Annotated in this window: 19 protein-coding genes and 5 tRNA genes; 8 read left to right on the top strand and 16 right to left on the bottom strand. The window is 46.3% G+C overall.

Going from position 1 to position 23,655, the window contains the following annotated elements; genetic code table 11:
• Positions 1 to 34 precede the first annotated feature (34 nt).
• The 4 genes from pepN to DX073_RS04290 are packed head-to-tail and all read left to right on the top strand — an operon-like array spanning position 35 to position 6,309.
• Positions 35 to 2,614: an aminopeptidase N gene (gene pepN, locus DX073_RS04305; protein ID WP_115005858.1), complete on the top strand. Its 2,580-nt coding sequence runs from the start codon at positions 35 to 37 to the stop codon at positions 2,612 to 2,614.
• The gene (locus tag DX073_RS04300; RefSeq protein ID WP_115005855.1) at positions 2,611 to 4,338 is read left to right on the top strand and encodes a tetratricopeptide repeat protein; all 1,728 of its coding nucleotides are present in this window, start codon (positions 2,611 to 2,613) and stop codon (positions 4,336 to 4,338) included. Before pepN ends, DX073_RS04300 begins: the two co-directional genes overlap by 4 nt.
• 1 nt (position 4,339) lies before the next feature.
• On the top strand, positions 4,340 to 5,599 hold the full coding sequence (locus tag DX073_RS04295; RefSeq protein WP_115005853.1) for a 3-deoxy-D-manno-octulosonic acid transferase: 1,260 nt from the start codon (positions 4,340 to 4,342) through the stop codon (positions 5,597 to 5,599).
• Entirely contained in the window at positions 5,596 to 6,309 is a 714-nt protein-coding gene (locus DX073_RS04290) for a 16S rRNA (uracil(1498)-N(3))-methyltransferase (protein ID WP_115005851.1), read from the top strand. The genes DX073_RS04295 and DX073_RS04290 overlap by 4 nt, the downstream gene beginning before the upstream one ends.
• A gap of 27 nt (positions 6,310 to 6,336) precedes the next feature.
• Here DX073_RS04290 and DX073_RS04285 read toward each other — a convergent pair whose 3' ends face one another.
• From DX073_RS04285 to DX073_RS04255, 7 genes are all read right to left on the bottom strand, one after another.
• Complete coding sequence (locus DX073_RS04285; protein WP_115005849.1) at positions 6,337 to 6,972, bottom strand: DUF2062 domain-containing protein; 636 nt, start codon at positions 6,970 to 6,972, stop codon at positions 6,337 to 6,339.
• A gap of 152 nt (positions 6,973 to 7,124) precedes the next feature.
• Positions 7,125 to 7,200 (bottom strand) — tRNA-Glu (locus tag DX073_RS04280).
• A gap of 184 nt (positions 7,201 to 7,384) precedes the next feature.
• Positions 7,385 to 7,873, bottom strand: a complete 489-nt coding sequence (locus tag DX073_RS04275; protein WP_065256080.1) for a YajQ family cyclic di-GMP-binding protein — start codon at positions 7,871 to 7,873, stop codon at positions 7,385 to 7,387.
• A 23-nt stretch (positions 7,874 to 7,896) separates the two neighbouring features.
• A complete protein-coding gene (locus tag DX073_RS04270; protein ID WP_115005847.1) occupies positions 7,897 to 8,235 on the bottom strand; it encodes a low molecular weight protein tyrosine phosphatase family protein in 339 nt (112 codons plus the stop codon).
• A 7-nt stretch (positions 8,236 to 8,242) separates the two neighbouring features.
• The gene (gene rnt / locus DX073_RS04265; RefSeq protein WP_115005845.1) at positions 8,243 to 8,899 is read right to left on the bottom strand and encodes a ribonuclease T; all 657 of its coding nucleotides are present in this window, start codon (positions 8,897 to 8,899) and stop codon (positions 8,243 to 8,245) included.
• On the bottom strand, positions 8,896 to 9,963 hold the full coding sequence (pyrC, locus tag DX073_RS04260; protein ID WP_115005843.1) for a dihydroorotase: 1,068 nt from the start codon (positions 9,961 to 9,963) through the stop codon (positions 8,896 to 8,898). Before pyrC ends, rnt begins: the two co-directional genes overlap by 4 nt.
• A 220-nt stretch (positions 9,964 to 10,183) precedes the next feature.
• On the bottom strand, positions 10,184 to 10,636 hold the full coding sequence (locus tag DX073_RS04255; protein ID WP_029103381.1) for a universal stress protein: 453 nt from the start codon (positions 10,634 to 10,636) through the stop codon (positions 10,184 to 10,186).
• A gap of 171 nt (positions 10,637 to 10,807) precedes the next feature.
• Between DX073_RS04255 and DX073_RS04250 the strand changes: the two genes are divergently transcribed.
• Positions 10,808 to 11,530, top strand: a complete 723-nt coding sequence (locus tag DX073_RS04250; RefSeq protein WP_115005841.1) for a hypothetical protein — start codon at positions 10,808 to 10,810, stop codon at positions 11,528 to 11,530.
• Between the two features lie 162 nt (positions 11,531 to 11,692).
• Here DX073_RS04250 and DX073_RS04245 read toward each other — a convergent pair.
• From DX073_RS04245 to DX073_RS04230, 4 genes are all read right to left on the bottom strand, one after another.
• Positions 11,693 to 11,768, bottom strand: a tRNA-His gene (locus DX073_RS04245).
• A gap of 33 nt (positions 11,769 to 11,801) precedes the next feature.
• Positions 11,802 to 11,878: transfer RNA gene (locus DX073_RS04240), tRNA-Arg, on the bottom strand.
• Positions 11,879 to 11,921: 43 nt separating this feature from the next.
• Positions 11,922 to 11,998, bottom strand: a tRNA-Pro gene (locus tag DX073_RS04235).
• A 137-nt stretch (positions 11,999 to 12,135) separates the two neighbouring features.
• A complete protein-coding gene (locus DX073_RS04230) occupies positions 12,136 to 12,441 on the bottom strand; it encodes a rhodanese-like domain-containing protein (protein ID WP_115005839.1) in 306 nt (101 codons plus the stop codon).
• A gap of 141 nt (positions 12,442 to 12,582) precedes the next feature.
• Here DX073_RS04230 and DX073_RS04225 point away from each other — a divergent pair, with 141 nt between their 5' ends.
• A complete protein-coding gene (locus tag DX073_RS04225; protein WP_115005837.1) occupies positions 12,583 to 13,614 on the top strand; it encodes an Lnb N-terminal periplasmic domain-containing protein in 1,032 nt (343 codons plus the stop codon).
• Positions 13,615 to 13,688: 74 nt separating this feature from the next.
• Here DX073_RS04225 and DX073_RS04220 read toward each other — a convergent pair whose 3' ends face one another.
• From DX073_RS04220 to DX073_RS04200, 5 genes are all read right to left on the bottom strand, one after another.
• The gene (locus DX073_RS04220) at positions 13,689 to 14,537 is read right to left on the bottom strand and encodes a WG repeat-containing protein (protein ID WP_115005835.1); all 849 of its coding nucleotides are present in this window, start codon (positions 14,535 to 14,537) and stop codon (positions 13,689 to 13,691) included.
• A gap of 41 nt (positions 14,538 to 14,578) precedes the next feature.
• On the bottom strand, positions 14,579 to 17,365 hold the full coding sequence (gene glnD / locus DX073_RS04215; RefSeq protein ID WP_115005833.1) for a [protein-PII] uridylyltransferase: 2,787 nt from the start codon (positions 17,363 to 17,365) through the stop codon (positions 14,579 to 14,581).
• Between the two features lie 120 nt (positions 17,366 to 17,485).
• A tRNA-Val gene (locus DX073_RS04210) sits at positions 17,486 to 17,562 on the bottom strand.
• A 47-nt stretch (positions 17,563 to 17,609) separates the two neighbouring features.
• A complete protein-coding gene (locus DX073_RS04205) occupies positions 17,610 to 18,515 on the bottom strand; it encodes a prepilin peptidase (RefSeq protein ID WP_115006389.1) in 906 nt (301 codons plus the stop codon).
• Position 18,516: 1 nt separating this feature from the next.
• Positions 18,517 to 19,740: a type II secretion system F family protein gene (locus tag DX073_RS04200; RefSeq protein ID WP_115005831.1), complete on the bottom strand. Its 1,224-nt coding sequence runs from the start codon at positions 19,738 to 19,740 to the stop codon at positions 18,517 to 18,519.
• Positions 19,741 to 20,228: 488 nt separating this feature from the next.
• On the opposite strand from DX073_RS04200, the gene recG reads away from it, so the two are divergent.
• Together recG and DX073_RS04190 are read left to right on the top strand one after the other, a co-directional pair.
• Positions 20,229 to 22,322, top strand: a complete 2,094-nt coding sequence (gene recG, locus DX073_RS04195) for an ATP-dependent DNA helicase RecG (protein ID WP_115005829.1) — start codon at positions 20,229 to 20,231, stop codon at positions 22,320 to 22,322.
• Positions 22,323 to 22,387: 65 nt separating this feature from the next.
• The gene (locus DX073_RS04190; protein WP_115005827.1) at positions 22,388 to 23,467 is read left to right on the top strand and encodes a PD-(D/E)XK nuclease family protein; all 1,080 of its coding nucleotides are present in this window, start codon (positions 22,388 to 22,390) and stop codon (positions 23,465 to 23,467) included.
• Positions 23,468 to 23,655: the final 188 nt, after the last annotated feature.

Below are 23,655 nucleotides of genomic sequence, written 5' to 3'. Positions count from 1 at the left end.
TCGATTTAAATTCAAACCTAAACTAGGAAAAACCATGACCAGTAGCAATAAAGAACCCCAAAAAATCCACCTAAAAGACTACACGCCACCGACTTATCGTGTGGATGATATTTGCCTAGACATTAAAGTATTTGATGACCACGCCACCGTATCTAGCGTGCTAAACATGAGCCGTGAGCATGACGGCAAACTTGTCCTGCTAGGGCGTGAGCTTGAACTTTTAAATATTAGTATCAATGACAAAGTGCTAACGGCTGATGATTATGCCTTAGATGATGAGAGCCTAACCATTCACAACGCCCCCGATGTCGCCAAAGTCGCCATTGACGTAAAAATCACCCCCCAAACCAACACCGCCCTAGAAGGCTTGTATCAGTCGGGTACGGGCGATGAGCTGATGTTTGTTACCCAATGCGAACCAGAGGGCTTTCGTAAAATCACCTTTTTCCCTGACCGCCCTGACGTTTTGACCGAATACACCACCCGAGTAGAAGCGGACAAGCGTTTTCCTGTACTGCTTGCCAATGGTAATTTGATAGAAAAAGGCGACGTGGGCGATGACAGACATTTTGCCGTCTGGCATGACCCCACCAAAAAGCCAAGCTATCTGTTTGCGTGCGTGGTGGCGGATTTGGCGGTGATAAGCGACCACTACACGACCAGTGAGGGGCGTGAAGTACTCCTAGAAATCTACGCCGTGCCTGCCGACATTGACAAATGCCACGTTGCCATGACCGCCCTAAAAGACGCCATGCACTGGGACGAAGAGCATTATGGGCGGGCGTATGACCTTGATCGTTATATGATTGTCGCCACAGGGCAATTTAACATGGGGGCAATGGAAAATAAGGGCTTAAATATCTTTAACACATCTTGCGTATTATCTAGCCCAAAAACCACGACCGATGAGCGGAGCTTTCATGTCAAAGCGGTCATCGCCCACGAATATTTTCATAACTGGACGGGCAACCGCATTACTTGCCGTGATTGGTTTCAGCTGTGCCTAAAAGAAGGCTTTACCGTATTTAGAGACCAAAGTTTTTCATCAAGTCATCGCTCGCCTGCGGTGCAACGCATTGATGACGTGGGCTTTTTAAAGGCTCATCAGTTCAAAGAAGACGCAGGCGTGCTGGCTCACCCTGTGCGTCCTGACAGTTTTGTGGAGATTAACAACTTCTACACCGTTACCGTCTATGAAAAAGGGGCGGAAATCGTGCGTATGATAGCAACCTTGCTTGGCAAAGACAAATTCCGTCAAGGCACGGACGAATATTTTACCCGCTATGACGGTCAAGCCGTTACCATTGAAGATTTTTTATCGGCGATGAGTGTGGGCGATGGTCGTGTACTTGACTTTTTGGCGTGGTATACCCAAGCAGGTACGCCTGTGCTGACGGGCGGATTTGACGTGGCAGATGATAGTGTCAAACTGACATTTAGCCAACAAACTCGCCATGTGGCAGGATTTGATGAGCCAAAAGCCCTACCCATACCGATAGACGTGGCGATTTTTCATGGGGAGAGTGGGGAGCTACTCGCCCAAGAGTTGTTACTTTTGACCAAAGACAGCGATACGTTTGGTTTTGACGGATTGGATTTGGGCGGGGTGCGTCCTGTGGTGTCGGTACTGCGTAATTTCTCCGCCCCTGTCAAGCTAGAATTTGACTATACCGATGAAGATTTGGTAAAAATCGTACAATTTGAAAACGAAGGCTTTAACCAATGGCAAGCGGTGCAGACGTTGGTGGGTAGACTGTTGTTTGGCAAATCGGACAATGTCGCCTTGCTGACCGACATCCTAAAACGTATCGTGCCAACGCTCATGCACAAAGACCCCATGCTGACCGCTCGCCTGTTTGATATGCCAAGCGAAAGCGAGCTTGCGGTGGCGTACGATAAGGACTACAACCCACAAGCGGTCAAGGCGACACGCACCGCCCTAAAAGAGCAAATCGCCCACGCCCTAGCCGACCATGTACAAGTGTGGTATGACGCCCTGCCTATCGTGCCGTATGAGGACACGCCTGACGCTCGTGGGGTGAGACTCCTTAGAAATGTGCTACTCAATCTAGCACTGACCGCCAAACTTGACATGACCGAACGCACCGAACGCCAGTACACCAACGCCACTTGCATGAGTGAACAGCTCGGGGCATTGGGGGCGATGATTGAGTTTGGCTTGCCAAATGCGGACGATTATACCGCTCAGTTTTATGAAGAATATCATGATAACGACCTTGTCATTGACTCATGGTTTAGCGTGCAAGCAGGGGCGGACAGCCGTGATGTGGCGTTTATCAAGGCTCTTATGGAACGGGCGGATTATGACTGGCAAACGCCAAACCGTGTGCGTACCACGCTTGGCGGATTGGCAAGCAAGCCCACTCAGTTATGGACAAAAGACGGCATTTCGCTGTATCTGTCGGCAGTGGCTCGCTTAGATGTGATAAATCCTGTGCTGGCTTCTCGCTCCTTGTCCGCTCTGGCTCGTTGGTACACGCTGTCGGGCGATGATAAAGAGATGGTCAAGGCGGAGCTTGTCGCCTTGCAACAAAAAGCAAGCTCCAAAAACGTGCTTGAATTTTTAAATAATATGCTCGGGGATAAAGCATGAGTGTCGCCCCATTTGTGTGGTTTGAATTTGATAAAGAAGTGCATGAGCTGTGGCAGGGCATGAGTGTGACGGGCAAACGCTTTGCCTATCATCAGCGACTGTCTACACTCATCGCTCAGCAGACGGCATTCAAGGCGGATTTGGACAGTCTTAAACTGCTAGACATCTTCTTATCAGCGGTCAAGTCGGACTTGGCAGGCAAGAGTGTGAGCGAAGCTCGTGTGCTATCTCATGATGACTTTGCTCGGCTCATCATCATCTTGGCGTATCATGTCGTGCAGGTGATAAAGCAAGAGCTTGCCCAGTCAGTGGTTAAGCCTACCGTGAATGTCTACACCGCCCAAGGGTTTAGCCGTGTCTATGCTCGCCTGTTCTCGCAGATGGGGGCAGACCCCCAAAGTCAGATGACAGCTGAACAGTTGCAGGGCTTTTATTATGGCATGGGCGTGTTGTGCCAAGGCGTGGGGCAGGCAGGGCAAGCGGTGGCGGATAGGTTTTTTATCCTGCCTGTCATCGGGGCAAGACTGTTTGGTACGATTGACCGCACCTTTGTGGCAGGTCTTGATGATAATGGGCAAGGCGTGGGCGTGGCAGAGGACAGCCTGTATTGGGCGGTGCATGATTTTATCAGTCGTTTTAAACAGTTGCAACACGACCCAACTGCCGATGACAGAGCTAAGCAGTTGTTTAGCGAGCAACCGCTATTTTTGGAGCAAGTAGATAAGTCAGTGCAAGCGGTTGATGTGCAAGTTGGGCAAGTTATTTTACAAAATGACTTGCAAAATGGCTCACAAGATGGTTTACAAGATAGTATAAAGAGCCATTTAAATAACGACGTGCAAAATCATTCAATAAACCCTTTGACAAACGATAGGCAAAATGATTTCACAAGTTTGCATAATCAAACCATGGTGGATGGACAACCAACCAACCATAGCCCAGCCCCAGTTGTGCAAGATATGCAAACCTTGCAACCTGCCAAGTCTGCCAGTCAAGCTCATGTTGCAAGCCCAAACACATCACATCAAACCAAAAGTCCGCACCAATCCAATGCCACAAACTTACCCCCGTCCGCCTATAAGCAAAGGGCGAGAGCGTCGCACACGCCCAAGCTCTTTGATGAAGCGTACCAAGATTTGCTCAACATCAATACCCCAAGCGATGCCGTGAGTGAGTACCAAAAGGCGACAGCAGTACTGACCAAATTTGATGCTTTTATCGATGCCAAAATCGCCGAAGGTAAGCAGATGGATGAGATTGTGTTCAATGACAAGCAGGTGCAGGCACGCAAACAGGCACTTGCCTTACTGGTGGGACTGGTCAAGCAGGGCAATCCATCTGCCATGCTTCGCCTAGCCCTGTACTATTTTGGTGGGCGCGGCATGGGCGTGGACATCAATAAAGCGGTCATGCTCACCAAACGTTCTGCCGAGATGGGCGATATCCGAGCCCAAAAACTGCTCAGCCGTCTGTATTATCAAGGCTTTGCCCCCAATGATGGCGGTATGGCGATGGACGTGAGCATGGGCGAGCATTGGCTTCGCAAATCAGCCGATGGCGGACATCCCGAAGCCAAAAAGGTCTGTGCTTACATGAATCAAGTGGAACTTCTAAAAAGCGACTACCGCACCGAGATGGTCTCGGACAAGCGTTATGGCATGCTGTTCATCGCTGTAGGCGTGGGGGCGGTATTGCTCTTTATCTTGCTAAGTATGATGTCCTAACATGCGTCCGCCCCTATATTATCGCCTTGCTATCACGCTTATCCGTCCTTTGTATCGGCTGTTTTTGGCACGCAAAAAAGCCAACTTACCCCATTATGAGCGTGAGATTGCCGAGCGGTTTGGGCAAGGTTATTTGCCTATTAGCCATGACAAGCCCATCATTTGGTGTCATGCCGTGTCGTTGGGCGAGCTAAACACCGCCTATCCGCTACTTCGGCGTATGCTATCTGATGGCTATCATCTGTGGATAACGAGTACCACGCAGACGGGCTTTAACCGTGCTGAGATTCTTTTTAAAGATGAACTTGGCAAATCGGTACAGCACAGCTTTGTCCCTGTCGATGATGTGGCGGTATTGGAGCGGTTTTTGGTACACGTTCGCCCTGTAATGGCGGTGTTTGTTGAGACCGAACTGTGGGCGAATACCCTATCAGTATTGGCAAGGCAGGGCATACCAAGCGTCATGGCAAATGCCCGACTTACCCAAAAATCCTTTGACAGCTATGCCAAATTTGCCCGTCTTAGCCAAAGTATGATGGCAAACTTATCACTCATCATCGCCCAAGATGAGCAAAGTTATCATAATTTCATCGCACTTGGAGCAAATCCAGATAAAGTCAAGCAGGCGTATTCTCTAAAATGGAGTGGTCAGATTGGCAAAGCGACAACCCTTGCCGATTTTACCAATTTTACCAAAAACCGTCCCATTTGGGTCATGGCAAGCACGCACGAGGGCGAGGAGCGGTTGGCACTAGATACGCACAAGCGACTGCTTGCTGTTTTCCCCAATCTACTGCTTATCCTAGTGCCACGCCACCCCGAACGCTTTGATGAGGTTGCAAGCCTTTGCACACAGTTTGTTTATCACAGACGTAGCCTAAGCGAGCCGATAGCCGATAGTACGCAGGTGTATCTGGCGGACAGCATGGGCGAGCTGATGATATGGTATGAATTGTCCGATGTGGCGGTGGTGGGCGGTTCGTTTGTGGATAAGGGCGGTCATAACCCCATTGAGCCTGTGAGCCTTGCTATGCCTGTCATCATGGGGCGGTATGTCAAAAACTGTGCCGAGATTGTGCGTGATTTTGCCGATGTGGGCGTACTCATACAAAGCGATAATGACGGACTGTATGATAATATCAAAGCATGGCTTGATAATCCTATTCTTGCCAAAGAAGCAGGCGAGAGCGGTCAAAGACTGGTACAAGAGCGGGCAGGGGCGGATAAGGTGCAGTTTGATATGATAAGGAAATTGTTATGAATGTCATTATCCTGCCCCCGTCCACCTTTGACGATACCACCGCCACGATTGACAATGCCGAACAGCTTAACCACATCAAAACGGTGTTAAAGGCAAGCGTTGGCGACACCCTAAAAATCGGCAAATTGGGCGACAAAATGGGCGGGGGGCAAATTGCTCATATAGATGACACGCATTGCCTTTTGGAAAATGTCCGCCTAGACACCGACCCACCGCCCAAACTCGGCGTAACCGTCATGCTTGCCTTGCCACGCCCTAAGGTGCTAAGACGGCTTATCATGGACATGACGGCGTTTGGGGTTCATCATATTATTCTTATCAATTCTGTTCGCACCGACAAAAGCTATTGGGGCTCGCCCCTGCTTGCTCGCCTTGATGAGTTTGTTTTAGAAGGCTTGCAACAAGGCGTGGATAGCGTGCCACCTGCCATCACCCTTGCCAAACGCTTTAAGCCCTTTGTGCAGGATACATTACCTAGCTTGATAAAACACAAATCCGCCCTTGTCTTTCACCCTTATGCTGATACCAGTTTTAAGGAGTTTATTCACAAAAACCCTTTGCCTGATATGATAATCATCGGAGCAGAAGGGGGGTTTGTGCCTTATGAGATTGAGCTTTTGGCAAGTGTGGGCGTGCGTGCGGTGTCGCTTGGCGAGCGGATTTTGCGAACTGAAAGTGCGGTCAATGCAACCCTTGGGCGGTGGGTGTAATGATGTAAAGCGTTGATTAACAAATGCTTAAATAGAAAAATCATCAGAGCCGACATTTTTTGCCTGTTCTCTGGCTTTATGTCCTTTTTGGGTGCGAAATTTGGGGGCGGTGGCGTTATAGCCTTGCCGTTTTTGCCAATCATTGGCGATACGATATTGCCAAAATATGCGAAAGGCAATGCCCAGCACGACACTGGTAATTATGCCACACACGAGCAGTCCCCACGCAAACGCCTTAAAGGAAAACACCGAGTGCATCTCAAAAGGATTGCCACCGTTGCCAGTTACCCATAGTGTCAAATCTGACACAATCAATCCCATGCCCCGAATACCAATGACAGGCTCGCCCAGTAGCATTGCCCCCACCGAATACGCCAACCAAAAAATCGGAATGGTCGTCAAAGGGTTGGTAATCCATGTCAAGGCGACACTCATCGGCACATTGGCACGAAAGATTAACGCCCCAATCAGGGCAAGGGGCATCTGACCAGGTAGGGGGAAAAAGGCACACAGCACGCCCACATACACCGCTCGGGTTAGGGCGTTGCGGTTTAACTGCCATAGACGTGGGTCAGCCAAAAACGGAGCGAACAGGCTTATTATGCGGTTTTCACGCAATTTTTCGGGAGTGGGGAGCCAGTTTTTGAGCTTTTGTTTTGGCATGAAGAGCGTTGATGAATAAACGGGAATGGCAAATTATAGCAAATTTATAAGAGACAATGTTGTTGTAATTTTGCAAATTTAAAAGGTGTTTTTAGTGAACAATGAATGGATAAAATAAAATCCCCAAGTGATGACTTGGGGATTTAAAATAGTGGCACTCCATAGGGGATTCGAACCCCTGTTACCGCCGTGAAAGGGCGGTGTCCTAGGCCTCTAGACGAATGGAGCACAAGGATGTAAAACTGATTACTTACTAATTTAGTGATAATCGCTTTACCAACTTTTGAACGCTTTCACCGTGTCTCTCAAAAGTGGGGCTATTATAGCAGATTATTTTTATCCGTCAAGCAAGATTTTTAAAAATTTTAATAAAGTTTATAACTTGATGAATTTTAATAAATTTTTAAAATTATCAATCTTTAAAATTATTAAATTGCAGTGGCACGCCAAACGATTTTTCTTTTAAAAACGCCATACACGCTTGCAAATTGTCCTTTTTCTTGTCGGACACACGGATTTTATCGCCTTGAATGCTTGCTGATACTTTCAAGTCACTCTCTTTGATTGCCTTGCTGATTTTTTTGGCGGTGTCTGAGTCTAGTCCGTCTTTTAGGTTGATGACTTGCTTGGTGTGTTTGCCTGACCCTGCTTTGTCCTGTGGGTCTAGGCTTTGCAAATCCACGCCACGCTTGATGAGCTGTTTTTCAAAAATGGCATAGACGTTGTCTGCTTGCAGTTCGTTGTCGCAAGTGATGGTTACGGTTTTGGCTTTGTCGTTAAGCTCTACCGTGATATCACTACCTTTAAAGTCAAAACGTGTGGCAATTTCTTTGTCGGTGTTGCCAATGGCGTTACGCACTTCTTGGACGTTTAGTTCTGAAACGATGTCAAATGACGGCATGGTTTTTCCTTATTTAAGTGGTGTTAAGTGGTTGGTTCTAATGACGGCAGATAGGGCGAGACGCTCAATGTTAAAATCTCAATCAACTCATCGTCCATATAGCCATAATCATCACTAATGTCAAGCACGATGACAGTTTTGGTGGACAGTAGGTTACCAAAGTATTGGGCTAGGTGTTTTTTGTGTTTATGTTCCATGACAAAAATCAAATCCGCCCACTCAATGTCGGCGTGATTGACACTGTGGCGAGCGTTTCGGCTAGTGCCTGCTGAACGGGTATGGATGCCAATGTGTGAACCAAAAATTCGTTCGGCAGTCGGACTACGCCATTGATTTTTTGAACAAATAAACAAAAAGTTCATCTTAAATTCACTCCCCCTTAACGTCAAGCATACCCATTTCATTAAAAATCTGACAAAACAGCTCGGCAGTCTTTTGGGTGTCGTACAAGGCAGAATGGGCGTGGGTGTTGTCAAATTCAATCCCTGCCATCAGGCAAGTTTTGGCAAGCACCGTATGCCCATAGGCTAGGGCGGACAGGCTTGCCGTGTCCAGCACGCTAAACGCATGAAAAGGCGACTGATTTTTTGAATTGGTGCGGGCGATGACGGCATTTAAAAAACCCAAATCAAAATGAGCATTATGCCCAACCAAAATACACTGGCGACAGCCGTGAGCGTTTTTGGTGTCTTTTAGGGATTTAAAAATTTGACGGATTGCCTTTTTTTCGTCTTGGGCGATGGCTTTGCGAAAGGGGCTATCGGGGTTAATGCCTGTAAATTCTAGGGCGGACGGCTCCAAATTCGCCCCGACAAACGGCTCAATATGGGCGTTTAACGGCTCGCCTTGATAGAGTTTGCCGTCATCATTCATCAAAATCGGAATGCAGGCGATTTCAAGCAAAGCGTCCGTTTGGGCGTTAAATCCTGCCGTCTCCACGTCCACGACCACTGGCATAAAGCCCCGAAAGCGTTTGGCAAGTGGGCTTTTGTCGTCTTTGGGTGGTTGGTTTGTTGTACTACTCATGACTGTACCGACCATGCTAGGGTTTGCCCTGCCAGTAGCGGAGTTAGGCTTTTGCCGTCAAGGTAGGGGTAATTGTCAGGAATGATTTGTTCTTTTTTGACCAAAGTAATGGTGCTTTGATTGACAGGCAAGCCGTAGAAGTTTGCCCCAAAGACACTGGCAAAATTTTCAAGTTTATCAAGAGCATTCACGCTTTCAAAGGCGGTGGCGTATAGGACTAAGGCGTGGGGGGCAGAATAGCACCCTGCACAACCGCAAGCGTTTTCTTTGGCGTGGGTGGCGTGGGGGGCGGAGTCTGTGCCTAAGAAAAATTTGGGATTGCCAGAGGTGGCGACTTCTAGCAGGCGGTGTTGGTGGTTGGCACGTTTTAGGATTGGTAAGCAATAAAAGTGCGGTTTGACTCCGCCCACAAGCATATGATTGCGGTTGAATAATAGGTGCTGTGGCGTGATGGTCGCCCCCACGTTGTCCGCTTGGGCAAGGCAAAAATCGGCAGCGTCTCTTGTAGTGATATGCTCCATGACGATGCGAAGTTCAGGGAAGTTTTTGATAATTACGGACAAAATCTCGTCCAAAAACCGCTTTTCACGGTCAAAAATATCCACGTCATGATGCGTAACTTCACCATGCACAAGAAGCGGAATGCCGTGTTTTTGCATACTCTCAAACACGTCCGCTCGCCCCAAAATGTCGGTAACGCCGTCTGACGAATTGGTCGTTGCCCCCGCAGGATAGAGCTTGACGGCTTGCACGATGCCTGAGGCTTTGGCACGGGCAATCTCATCGGCGGTGGTGTGGTCGGTTAAGTATAAGACCATGCGTGGGTCAAACTCAGCCTTACGCTGGCTTGGAACGTCCGACTTATCAAGGGCGGTCAAAATCCGCTCACGGTAGAGGGTCGCTTGTTCGGTCGTTTTGACAGGTGGCACAAGGTTTGGCATACAGATGACGCGGTTAAAGCTCTTGGCTGCGTGCGGTACGGTCGTGGCAAGAGCATCATTGTCTCTTAGATGAATGTGCCAGTCGTCTGGCTGGATAAGGGTGAGAGTTTGGGTGTTGGTCATGGCGGTTGGCTAGTTGTGGTAAAGCTACTATTTTAAGGGTTGGGGGGATTTTGTCAAGTTTTATGGGAAAAAGCTGAAAAATAAACCCAAAAAAGTGATAATGGGAAGGGGTGTTTTAAAGGGGTTGTAGAAAATTTGTATGAATAAGCATTTTTAAAAATGGCACAAAAAATAAGGGCAAACCTGAATTTGCCCTTATTGATAAATATTTTGATATAGTTTAATCAATTGAGCCCAACTGCACCACGAGTAAATCAGCGTCCACATCAGGTAAAATGCTGTCGGCGGTTGCCCCTGCCAACCATGCTGATAGCCCTGTACGCTTGTGGCGACCGATGACGACTAAGTCAATGGCGTGGGTGTTGCAGTAATCCACGATGCCTTTACGTCCTGAGATGGCGGTTTTGATTTTGGCGTTGTGGGCGTGTAGGTTGTTGCGTGCCAACACCTCGGCAAGACGAGTGCGAGCCACTTGGCAACGCTCATCATCTATCTCTTCGTGCAGGGCGGAGGCAGGGATTAGCTCATAACCGAAGCCGAGCATGGTCTCTTCGACCACGTGTAGCACAGACAGCTGAGCAGATGGCGATGAATCCAAAATCCATTTGGCTTTACTGGCGACAATGTCGGTGTCGTCATTTAAGTCGGTAACAAGTAACACGTGCTGATACATGGCAAACTCCTTAATAAAGGTGTGAAAAGGATACCGCTTAGTTGATAAATAACAGTATAGCAAAATCCCCCATGAATGCAAGGGATATTTTGGGAGAATTTTGGGAGAATTTTGCTAAAATGATGAAAAAATTTGATAAAATAGAAATAAGTCCTTTTTGATGTCTCTGTCATGAAAAATCCAACCAGTCGCACTGCCAACAGAGCGATAGATGTAATTTTTGTTCACCCCAAACACCGCAGTTATGTCATTTGGCATGATGGCGTGTTTTATCAGCTCACACGCATGAACCTGACCCAACAAGCGTGGGATAGGCGAGTGGTGTATGATGGCTTGTTGGATGAGATTTTTGTGGCAAAAGAGTCGTGCGAGCAGGGCGAGACGGATGAGTGTACATGGCAAGAGCTAGGCTTGAACGTGGTAAAACTGCCTGATGAGCTACACAGCATTACCGCCAGTAAGTTTTTGGCTTGGTGGACGGTCAATCGCTACGGCTTTTGGCATGTCAAAGATGCCAGAGATGTTAGCGACAAGGATATGCAAAATAAGCCTGAGCCAATAGTAGGGCAAAAGCCACGGCAAAAACCACAGCAGAAAATACAGCAAGAGGTGGGGGCGGAGCCACAGGGAAGTGCTAGCACCGCCCAACAATCTGCTATGGATAACAAGGCTAGTAAAAACAGCGACACGATGGACGATGCCGTGCAGACCAATCAAAGCAACCAAAATAATCAAGTCAGCCAAGCCAACCAAACATTGACAGAGCAGACACAAACGCAATCACTACCAAAATCCACTCATAAGCCCCATAAGCCATTAGAACAGCTGTCAGGCGATGATATTTTTGATGCCCTGCTTGATGACTTGGTGGATGAAGTCAGTCATTTAAGATAAGTAGTAAAAGACAGGTGCGACCAAAGAGCTTTTAAAGTTGTCATAAATTTAATAATATGTAGATGTAGGGACGTGCTGAGCTCGTCCTTTTTATTAGATGGGTATGGGCGAAAAACAAAAAGGCGAAACACAAAAAACCACCCAATAGGGTGGTTTTGAATATGGGGTGAGTAATGGGACTTGAACCCACGACAACCGGAATCACAATCCGGGGCTCTACCAACTGAGCTATACCCACCATAATGAGATGTGCCATTCATAATCAGGCAAATGGCGCGCCTGGCAGGATTCGAACCTGCGACCACCCGCTTAGAAGGCGGATGCTCTATCCAACTGAGCTACAGGCGCTCAACTTACGATACTAACAAAAAAAGCCCAAACAGGCCCTAAATGGTCGGGGCGGAGGGATTTGAACCCCCGACCCTCTGCTCCCAAAGCAGATGCGCTACCAAGCTGCGCTACGCCCCGATTTACCAACCAATTTGCGATGTGTCATCGCTGTTAGTGGTGCGTATTATAGCGTAATTTTGGGCGGTGTCAATCATTTATTTCAAAAAATTTTAAAATTTTTTTTAAGATATTGATTTTTAATATTTTTTAATAAATCAATTTTCAATGAGTGTCCAGCCTAATGCCTTGGCTCCACGAGTGCCACCTGTCAGATGGATATAGGTACGGCTCGGGTCAAGGCTCTCTAACAGCTCACACGCACGCCCTGCCTTGGTGCCACCGCCACACAACACATAAATGTCGCCTGTGGTCTGGGCGAGTGTCTCGGCATTGATATGCTCAATCGGCACATTGATGGCATGGGCGATATGCCCTGCCTGATAACTGTCAGTATCTCGCACGTCCCAAATGGTCAATTTTTCATCAGGAGTGAAATCAGCGATGGCTTGAGTTTTTATCATGATAATTTTCCAAATAAAATAAATGCAAGTTTAGCAAATTTAGGGTATGATAGCAACATCCCGTTTTTATTATCATCTCATAACACCGCTTAATTTTACTATTTGCCACAGCCATTTTATAAAAAATGTTAAGGACAAACCATGACCAAACTTTTTATGTTATATGCTTTTATGATTATTTTATTGGCGATATGGACGTGTTTGGCATTGTGGGTGCATATGCCTTTGGGTAAATTAACGTATATTATCATTGGCTTTATTTTATTATTATCTATCATTGCAATTTTACCTGATGGTTATATTGAAAAATTTGCCAATCCGCTGATTATTGATAAATTGAGTTATTATTCTATACGCATTTTTGGATTGGTTGTTGGTATTGTGTTTGCTTGGTTTTTTAGCATGAAGCCTAGCAATGACAGAATATGGCAAGATGAATTTCGTCATCAATTCACTTATACCCAAAATAATAACATCATTACCATAAATAACGTGCGTGATTTTGATTGGCATGGCGATACTTATACTGAGCGTTGGGATACTCGCACTTATAATCTCAATCACCTATCAAGCCTTGATATGATTAGCACGACATGGGGTAATGATAACATTGCTCACATCATGGTGTCGTTTGGCTTTGATGATGGGGCGGGTAATACTGATAGGCTTGTTTTTTCGGTGGAGACTCGTAAGGAGATTGGCGAGGAGTTTTCAACGATTGGCGGATTTTTTAGAATGTATGATTTGTCCATCATTGCAGGGGATGAGCGAGATTTGATTTATACTCGCACCAATATCAGAGATGAGCAGGTATCCGTTTATCCTATTTTATATGATAAAGAGAAAATAAAAAATCTGTTTTTGACTTATTTGGATCATGGTCATCGCTTAAATGACACGCCTAAATTTTATCACTCGTTATTTAGTAACTGTACCACGGTTATTTATAAAATGGCAAGTCAGATTGATGATGTGCCGATGGATTATCGCATTATCGTTTCGGGCAGACTGGCGGATTATTTGTATGATAAAGAGGTGATTGATAATAAGCATGATTTGACCGTTTGGAAAAAGAGTGCCTTTGCCAATCCCAAAGTGGCTCATCTGGGTAATCGTGGTAATATTTCATCGCAAGAATATTCGGCGTTGATTAGAAAAGAGTTGCCACATTAATTACAAAAAACGATTTGTCAAATCAAAAAGAAAATGGGCAAGTGTTTATCTTACCCATTTTTACAAAAACAGTCTTATAATTCAGGCTCGACTCGTTCGCCTTTTTTATTGATAAAATAAATCTCATCATCGGCAATGACCATGGCAGAGCCTTCGGTAAAACTGCTGGCATAATCGTATTTGATGGGTAGGGCGATTTTGCCTTTGGTGTCGATGTAGCCATATTGCCAAATGGGGTCGCCATCGCTGTCGGTTTTGCCCGTGTCTTTGGCAACCAGAGCTAATTGCTCGCTAAAATCTTCGACATAGTCATAGGTGGGGGCGATTTTGGTTTGACCGTTTTTGTCCATAAAGCCCCATTTGTCGTTGATTTTGACTGACACTAAGCCCTGCTCAAACCAGTTGCCTGTCTCATCAAAGCTGGGTTTGATGACGATGTTGCCTTTTTTGTCAATAAAGCCATATTTGCCGTTTTGGGTGATTTTGGCACGCCCTTCCCAAAAGCTCCATGCGTCTTCAAAGGCAGGACGGATGACGATGCTGCCTTTGGGATTGATGTAGCCGTATTTGCCTTGCTGTTTGACCAAGGCAAGCCCTTCATCAAAGTCGTGAGCGTCTTCAAAGGTGGGGCGAATGATGACCTTGCCATCTTTGTTGGCAAAGCCATACACCGTACCATCGGTGATGACGGTCATGTTTTCGTTATACTGACAGTCGCTGGTGTACTCTTTGTAGCTAAAACCTGTCGGCAGTTTGGTGTCATCTTCGCAGGCGTCGATGTCTTCTGATAAGTCGAAGAGAGCGTAATCGTCCGAATCGACGTTGTCTTCTGCGTTGACGGCTGTCGTGGCAAAAACGGATAGGGCAAGGCATAGGGCAAGCTTTGGGCGAGAGATGGACGGGATGAAAAAAGAAGTGTTCATGAATGATTCCAAATGAGAAAAACGGATTTATTGTACTTGACTTATTGTAAAATTTCAATCAAAGCCACTTTGAGCGACTCAATTTTATCATCATCAAGCAAACTGCCGTCTTTGTCAGACAGGTAAAAGATGTCTTCGGCACGCTCGCCTAGGGTGGTGATTCTCGCCCCATGTACTGCCACGCCAAGCTTTGAGAAGACTTGCCCGATTTTGGCAAGTAGAGCAGGGCGGTCTTTGGTGATGAGTGATAGGGCGTGATGACCTTGATGGGCAAAGGGGGTGGCACGTTCGATGTGCACCTGCGTGGGGACGTTAAAGTGTTTTAAGGTCAAGTTAAAACCAAAACTGGCACTGGCTATCTGACACTCGGGGGCGTTGCCTGTGAGTGCTTGGCTAAGCTCGCTCACAAGTTCGTCTCGTCTGTCACTGGGGGTTAGAAAATCACTCATGAGCGTGCCATGCTCATCTCGCTTGGCAAAGCGGTCAATGAGTACATAACTGTCTAGGGCAGACGGCACGCCGTCAATGGTGGCACTGACGATAGTCGCATCCAGCACCGACAAGCCAAAGCGGTCAAGCACGCACACGCTGATGGCGAACAAATCATCACGGTCGGGGGTGCAGATAAATAGCTGAATGGCGTCCAATGCCAAATCGGTGTGGGGGCGAATGGCGATGATGGGGCGAGCGTCTTGGATGGCGGATTTTTGTTCTAAGATGACACGGCTTTGCCATGCGATGTCGAGTTTTTTGTGTTTTAAAAAATACTCATCGCCCAGCTCATCCCATAGGGCATGTAAAGTGGTGGGGTCGATGTCGGTCAGTAGGGCTTGGGCTTTGCTCTTGCGACCGGTGATGTAGACGTCTTTGTCCACGATGCCCATGCCAAGGTTTAGCACTCGTCTGGTGCTGATATAAAGCTGTTTTAACAAACTGGCTCGCCATGAGTTCCACAGCTCGCTGTTGGTGGCGTTCATGTCGGCAACGGTCAGTACATACAGGTGGTTTAGCCTGCTGACACTGCCGACAAAATGGGCAAAGCGAGCGATGACATCGGGGTCGGAGATGTCCTGCTTTTGGGCGGTGAGCGACATGGTCAGATGTTCACGCACGAGCCATGACGCAAACTGGCTGTCGCTCTCAGTCATGCCATGCGATGTACAAAATTCATACACATCAACCGCCCCAAGCTCGCTGTGGTCGCCCCCACGCCCTTTGGCGATGTCATGAAACAAGGCGACGATGACCAGTATGTCTTTGCGGTGGATTTGTTTATAAATCTGACTGACTAGGTCAAATTTTTGTTGATAAATCTCGTTATCCACATCCGTCAAGCGGTGCAAAATGCGAATGAGTAGCAAAGTATGAGCGTCCACGGTGTAGCGGTGAAACAAATCATACTGCATAAGTCCCATGATTTGCCCAAAGGCAGGTAGGTATGAGCCTAGCACGCCAAAGCGTTTCATCAGGCGTAGGCGATGAAATAGATAGTTGGGTTCTTGTAAGTTTGCCAAAAACAGAGCCTGATGGGTAGGGTGCTGGCGGTAGTCATCATCGATGAGTGGCGTGGCAAGGTAGATGGCACGCAGGGTGTTGGCACTGATTTTTTTAATGCCTTGTTGTCCCATGACCAGAAAAATACGAAGCAGTAGGGCAGGATTCTTGTCAAAGGCGTGTGGGTCGTGTACGGCAATCTTGGGGTCGTGGCTTGGTAGTTTGCCTTGCTTGATGAGTACGTCCTTTGCCAATCCGTCTTGGTGTAGCGATGAGTCAATGGGGGTTGCCTGTTCGGTGATGGCATAAAAATGCTCATCAATGGGCGTGGTGACAAACTCGGGGTTTAGATAGTTTTCATTAAAATACGCACACAAAAGCTCGGAGAGACTGGCGGTGGTCATCGCATGGCGATAGTAGGTTCGCATGAGCCGCTCTAAGGCGTGCGTGATTTGGCGGTTGTCATCATCGGCATGTGCCAATCCCATGCTAACAGCGATGGCACGCTGACGGTCAAAGAGCAGGCGGTCGTCATGGCGTGCGACATGGGTGTGTAGATGATGACGCAGGCACCATAAAAAGCGTTTGGCAGACTCTAAGGTGGCGTATTTGTCAGGGCTTAAAAATCCCACTTCAACCAAATCATGAAAATCCCGCACCCCGTCAAAATAAAACTTACCAAGCCACAAAATAATGTGCAAATCTCTTAGTGTACCAGGGGCGGTCTTGATGTTCGGCTCTAAGTTGTATTCGGTGGCGTTATGGGCAAGATAGCGGGCTTTGGATTCGCTCATCTTGGCACCAAAAAAGGCTTTGGCAGTCCACGCCCCTTTGACGGCAAGGGTTGGCACGTCGGTCAGTGTGTCATTACCGACCAAGAAGCGGGCTTCTAAGAGGGCGGTCGCCACGGTATGCTCGGTGACGGCGGTCATCGTATCGCTCACTGTCCGCACCGAGATGGCAGGCTCTATGCCGATGTCCCACAGGCTTGCCACGAACGTTTCTATCTGGGTTTGATGGCTGTCCGTGTCGTCGCCTAGTATCAAAATATCCACATCTGACGCTGGGAACAGCTCGCCCCTCCCATAGCCACCAATGGCAAATAACCCAAGCTTGTTGTCTGTCCCAAATAACGCTTCAAACATACTCACAAGCATGTCATCCACCGCCTGCGTTCGCCTAGCGATGTGGCTGTCTATCGTCTGTGTGGCGTGTATGCCCTGCTCACAAATCTGCCTATCAATATCGGCATTTAGCTCATTTAGATAAGCCTTATAAGCGGTGGGGGTGTAGGGGGGTAGGGGCGGTAAAGGGGGTAAGTTGGTTTGGGTCATGGCAATCAGTGGCTAGATATTTGTCAAATTTGTCGTAAATTTATCTTTATTTTTTGTAAGCAATTTTGCCAAAACAAGCAAAAACCCCTTGAAATATAGGTATTTCAAGGGGTTTGGATATGGTAGGCGTAAACGGACTCGAACCATCGACCCCCACCATGTCAAGGTGGTGCTCTAACCAACTGAGCTATACGCCTAAAAGTGGTGCTATTATAACAGATAAATTTTAAATGGCAAGCACTTTTTACACTTTGTACATATTTAAATACCAACTCATGATGTCATTGCCCCATAATAGGGCGATGATACCTGCAATGGCGATATAAGGACCAAAGGCAAAGGCACGGCTTTCGCCACGCATTCTCATCAACACCACACCCACGATAGAGCCCAACACAGCAGATACAAGAATCAAAAAGGGTAACATGCTCACGCCAAGCCATGCTCCAATCGCCCCTAGCAGTTTAAAATCACCTGCCCCCATGCCGTCTTTTTTGGTGATGAGTGCATAGAGTTTGGCAACCAACCAAAAGGATAAAAAACCAAGTAGTCCGCCCCATACTGCAGAGCTGACCGAAGTAAAGATGTTTTGGGTATTTGCCATAAGACCCATCATGCCTAGCGGAAACACCAAACGGTCGGGCAGTAGCTGAGTATCAAAATCAATGCCAGTTAAAGCAATGAGTATCCACAGGTAGATAAGCCCCAATGCACCTGCGATATTTGCCCCAAGTGTATAAATCACCAAAACGGACAGTAAGGCGGTAATGAGTTCCACCAATGGATAACGCATACTAATGGGATTGCTACAACCTGAGCATTTGCCACGCAACAGAATGAGCCAACTCAATACAGGGATATTTTCGTAAGCACGGATTTGGTGGTTGCATTTGGGGCAACGAGATGGCGGAAAAGATAGGCTGATGGGAGTGTCGTTGGCGATGACGGTGTTTAGATGTTCTTTTGCTTTAGGGTGAATATCAGGTTCTTCACTTAAAAAACCCACGCACTCTTTACGCCATTCTTTTTTCATAATAAGGGGTGTGCGATGAATGACGACATTTAAAAAGCTACCAACACATAACCCCAGCAGTCCTGCTAGGGTTAGTGCCAACAAAAAATTTTCTTGGAGTAAATTAATAAATGATATATTAACCAACCACTTGACCCATTTGGAAGATTGGTAGATACATGGCAACGACCAAGCCACCGATAACAATACCCAAGAATGCCATAATCATTGGCTCCATAAGACTGGTTAAGCCATCGACAGCGTTATCTACTTCGTTTTCGTAGTAGGTGGCAACATTGTCAAGCATTTCTTCTAGACTACCCGCTTCTTCACCAATGCCAACCATTTGGATTACCATACTAGGAAATAGGTTGGTGGTACGAATGGCAAACTGTAACTGTTGACCGGTAGCAACGTCTTCTTTGATGCGCTGAGTGGCATTATAAAAAACCACGTTGTTGGTTGCCCCTGCAGTGGAGTCCAAAGCATCAATCAATGGCACACCAGCAGCAAAGGTCGTGGAAAGCGTACGACAAAAACGAGCAACAATGGCTTTATAGGCAATATCGCCAAAAATGGGTAATTTTAGGGTTAAGCGATCGAGAAAATCACGAAATTTTTTGCTGTGTGTTTTGGCTTGTGAAAATCCAATAATGATTGCACCCAATATCAAAAACATAGGAATGTAGTATGCTACTAAAAAGTCAGACATTTTAACTACGAGTTGAGTAAAGGCGGGTAATTCTGCACCAAAGCCTGCGAACAAGTCGGCAAAAACGGGCACGACCTTAATTAGCAAAATCGCTGTCACAATGATTGCCACCACAATAACCGCAATCGGATATTTCATTGCTTTTTTGATTTTTGCTTTTAACAGCTCGCTTTTTTCTTTGTAAGTGGCGACACGTTCAAGCATGGTCTCTAACGCACCCGACTGCTCACCAGATTCAACCAATGAACAAAACAGGTCATCAAAGTATTTGGGGTGCTTACGCAGAGCAGTGGCAAAGTTACTTCCCGCTTCGATGTCAGCCTTGATTTTTAGTACCAATTCTTTCATGCTAGGGTTTTCAAGCGAATCAGCCACAATCTCAAAGGACTGCGTCAGTGGTACACCGGCTTTCATCATGGTGGCAAGCTGACGCACAAAGATAGCAATGTCTAGTGCTTTAATGGCCTTTTTGCCGCTAAATAACGGCTTGGGCTTTTGGCGGATGTCTTGAACGATGATACCCTGTTTTCTAAGCTGAGCTCGAGCAAGCTCTATGCTCTTAGAGGTCATCTCACCCTTGACGTTTTGTCCACGTCGGTTGGTGCCCGAGTATTTAAAATCAATTAACTGTTCAGTTGCTACTTTTGCCATGTGTGTCTCTTCATGCTTTGCCAATGCTGGCAATGTTGCAAGTTATGTGCCGTATTGTATTTTTAAATGAACCCCAACATAGGGTAATGCTGATGACATTTTACACCAAAAGTCATCAAATTGTAAATAATGTATCACAAAACTTGCACAACATTCGTGGTTTTTGGTAGGGTATAAACCGCCGTTTATGCCATAAAAAAATAAACGGTTTATTTTTTTGGTTAAATGGTATAAATATTGTCTAGTGCATGGTCGTTTCTTTAAAAATCTGTCATCTCAAAAGATAAATTCTTGTCAATTTGTTTCATTACGCTTACAATGACTAAAAATAAACCCCATTCTTAACTTTACATAAGCGATTGATTTATAAAGGGCGATTTTTAATTCGCCCCTACAACCCAAGAAATAATTATGGGATAATCAATAAGTTATTATTTTAAGTTGAGATTGAAGTAAAAGTAATAACAAAAATAACCACAAATTATCCCATGACAACCCTTGCCCCCACCCAATATCCCATTACCGCCCTTGCAGGCGTGGGTCAGCCATCGGCAAAAAAACTTGCCGAGCTTGACATTCATCGCATTTTCGATTTGCTCATGCACCTGCCCCGCGATTATGAAGACCGTAGCCGTACCGTGCCGATGAATACGGTAGAAAATGGGCAAGTGTGCATGATTGCAGGGGTCATCACGGACGTGGCGAGCAATAAAGGACGGCTGTCGGTGTGCCTAGAAGACAGCACTGGCATGGTTGTGTTGCAGTTTTTTAAAACCTATCCGACTCTGTTACAAACCATGACCGTGGGGGCGAACATCACCGCATTTGGCGAGATAAAGGTCAGTCGCTATGGCATGCAAATGGCTCACCCAGAGTACCACATCACAGGGACAAAGACCTTTGAAAGTGGGCTTTTGCCCATTTATCCGACCGTCAAAGGACTTCACCAAAACAAACTGCGTCAGCTTGTCCGCATGGCTCTGAACGCTGTCCGTGAGACGCCCTTAACTTGCCTGTCTGATGATGATTTTAACAGCGTAGGCGTGCGTGTGCAGGGCGATTTGTTGTCCGCCTTGACCGCCATACACCTGCCCGACCCACAGGCGGATATTTTTAGCCAAACGGCACTTTTGACAGGGTTAAAAGACCGCACCCACCCTGCCTGCCAAAGGCTCATCATAGAAGAGCTGACCGCTCATCAGCTTGTGTTTTTGTACCGCAAACAAAACCTACACGCCCACAAAGCCCCTTTTTGCGAGCGTGTCAGTCCGCTTGCCGATAGACTTGTGGCGAGCCTGCCCTTTCGCCCGACCAACGCCCAACAGCGTGTTGTGAGCGAGATAGTTGCCGACCTTGCCACCAGTACGCCCATGCTACGCCTTGTACAAGGGGATGTGGGGGCGGGCAAAACGCTTGTGGCGGGCTTGTCAGCGTGTCATGCCATTGACAGCGGTTGGCAAGTGGCAATCATGGCACCGACCGAGATTTTGGCAGAACAGCACCTGATTAACTTTAAAAAATGGTTTGAGCCTATGGGTGTCGGTGTGGGCTGGCTTGCTGGCAAACAAACCGCCAAAGAACGCAATGCCAGTTTAGGTGCCATTATCAATAATGACGTACAAATCGTGGTTGGTACGCACGCCCTGTTCCAAGACGGCGTGGCATTTGCCAAATTGGGGCTGGTTATCATTGACGAACAGCACCGTTTTGGCGTGGAGCAACGATTAAAACTCGTCAGTAAAGGCGTGGCAAACAGCACCCCACATCAGCTTGCCATGACCGCCACCCCCATTCCACGCACGCTGGCGATGAGTATGTATGGCGACATGGACGTGTCGGTGATAGATGAGCTACCGCCCAACCGCACGCCCATTACCACCGTTACCATTAACCGAGACCGCCGTGATGAAGTGATTGAGCGGATACGCATCAACTGCAAAAACGGCAAACAAGCCTACTGGGTGTGTCCGCTCGTGGAAGAGTCCACCGCCCTAGACGCACAGTCGGCAGAGCTGTTGTATCAAGATTTGTGCGAGCGGTTGGACATACGGATAGGGCTGGTACATGGCAAAATGAAAGCCAGCGACAAGCAAGCGGTGATGAATGACTTTAAACAGGGCGACATTGACCTACTGGTCGCCACCACCGTCATCGAAGTGGGCGTGGACGTGCCAAATGCGTCTCTTATGGTAATAGAAAATGCCGAACGGCTCGGCTTATCTCAGCTTCACCAACTGCGTGGGCGTGTGGGGCGTGGCTCGGAAAAGTCCTTTTGCGTGCTACTCTACCAAATGCCCCTATCGCCCACAGGCATAGAACGGCTTAATATCCTAAGAGACAGCACGGACGGCTTTATCATCGCCCAAAAAGACCTAGAGCTACGAGGGGCAGGCGAGCTACTGGGCAAACGCCAAACGGGGGACATGGGCTACTATCTGGCGGACATCGTGCGAGATGAGAGCCTGCTCCACATCGCCCAAAACCTTGCCAATCATCTTATCAAATCGCCCAACAAAACCGCACTCGCCCAAGCGATGATAGGGCTGTGGCTTAAAGATAGTGGGGAGTTTGTGGGGGCTTAGGTTTTTGCTATCTCGAAAAAATATTGTGATAAAATAACGAATATTTAACCATTTAGGATACAGATATGCAAGCACCTAATTTATTTCAATTTGCTCCGAGCGAATTAAGCCAAGACGCTTTCTTTTTGTGGTTACTAACTTTTGCAGATAGTAAATTTATTTCTACAAAATTTGATACGCTAAATCAAGTCGCGCGGGAAATGTTGTTGGCAATGGTTCGTAAACATCGCCCAAATTTTGACATGGAATTTAAAGATATTCAGTTAAAAAAGCAATATAAATTTCAAGAAAATTACGAGGAAAAGAAAAAATCAAGATTGATTGATATTTTAATTACCGTCAATGAACAATCAAAACTTGAAAATAACACCGATGAATGTTTAAAAATAATTATTGAGAGTAAAACTAATAGTAAAGAACATGGCAATCAGCTCAATAGCTATGCCAAACACGCAATAGAGCAAGGTTGGAATTTTATTGGCATTTACTTAAAAACAGGCAATGAAGCAAAATTTTACCTAAACCAAATCAGTGATAAGACATCAGATTTGGGCATTAAATTTGAAGTGTTTAACCGCCAAGATATTCTAAATATTTTAAAGAAATACTCAAATATAAAAAATGACATCTATCAATCTTATTTGCAATATTTGCAAGAAATAGAGAATAAATCCAAAACTTATCTAAATCTACCCATTAAAGATTGGCAGGGATATTCTTGGCAGGGATTTTTCGCTGATTTAGAAAAAGAGTTTAATGATTTTGAGTGGAAATATGTAGATAATCCTAATGGAGGGTTTTGGGCGGGAGATTTAATTGTGAGACAATGGCAAGAACATCAAGTGGTTTTTGCCATACATCAGCATAAATTAGTTTTTGGTATTTTTATTGATGATGAAGATATGCGTTCTCAAAAGCGTAATGAATTTAGTAAATACCTATTAGAAAAATCTGAAACGAGTAGCATAAACCTTCAAACGCCTAAAAGATTTGGTCATGGAAAGTTTATGAAAGTTGCAGAAGTTGAACAGCAACATTGGTTGGGTAATAATGATGAAACTGTGGATATGGAGAAAGTCATTGAAAATATAGAAGTATATAAAGAATTTTTTGAAAAAATTACCGATAATTGTAAATCAAGCTGATGTGTTTAAAATCTTAGGGTGTATGCCCTAAGATTTTTTATAAACATTAAAAATACACCCAAGAAACTTTAAAATTACTACAAATACAATGATGTGTGGACGTAGGGGCGTGCTGAGCACGCCTTGTATAGTAATATCATCAAAGGGTGTGCAGAGCCAACCCTTACAAACCCGTGGTAAATATCAAG

This window comes from Moraxella lacunata, assembly GCF_900453205.1.
GTDB lineage: Bacteria > Pseudomonadota > Gammaproteobacteria > Pseudomonadales > Moraxellaceae > Moraxella > Moraxella lacunata_B.
The sequence above is the reverse complement of the archived record's forward strand: the minus strand, read 5'-3'. Positions and strand labels throughout refer to the sequence as shown.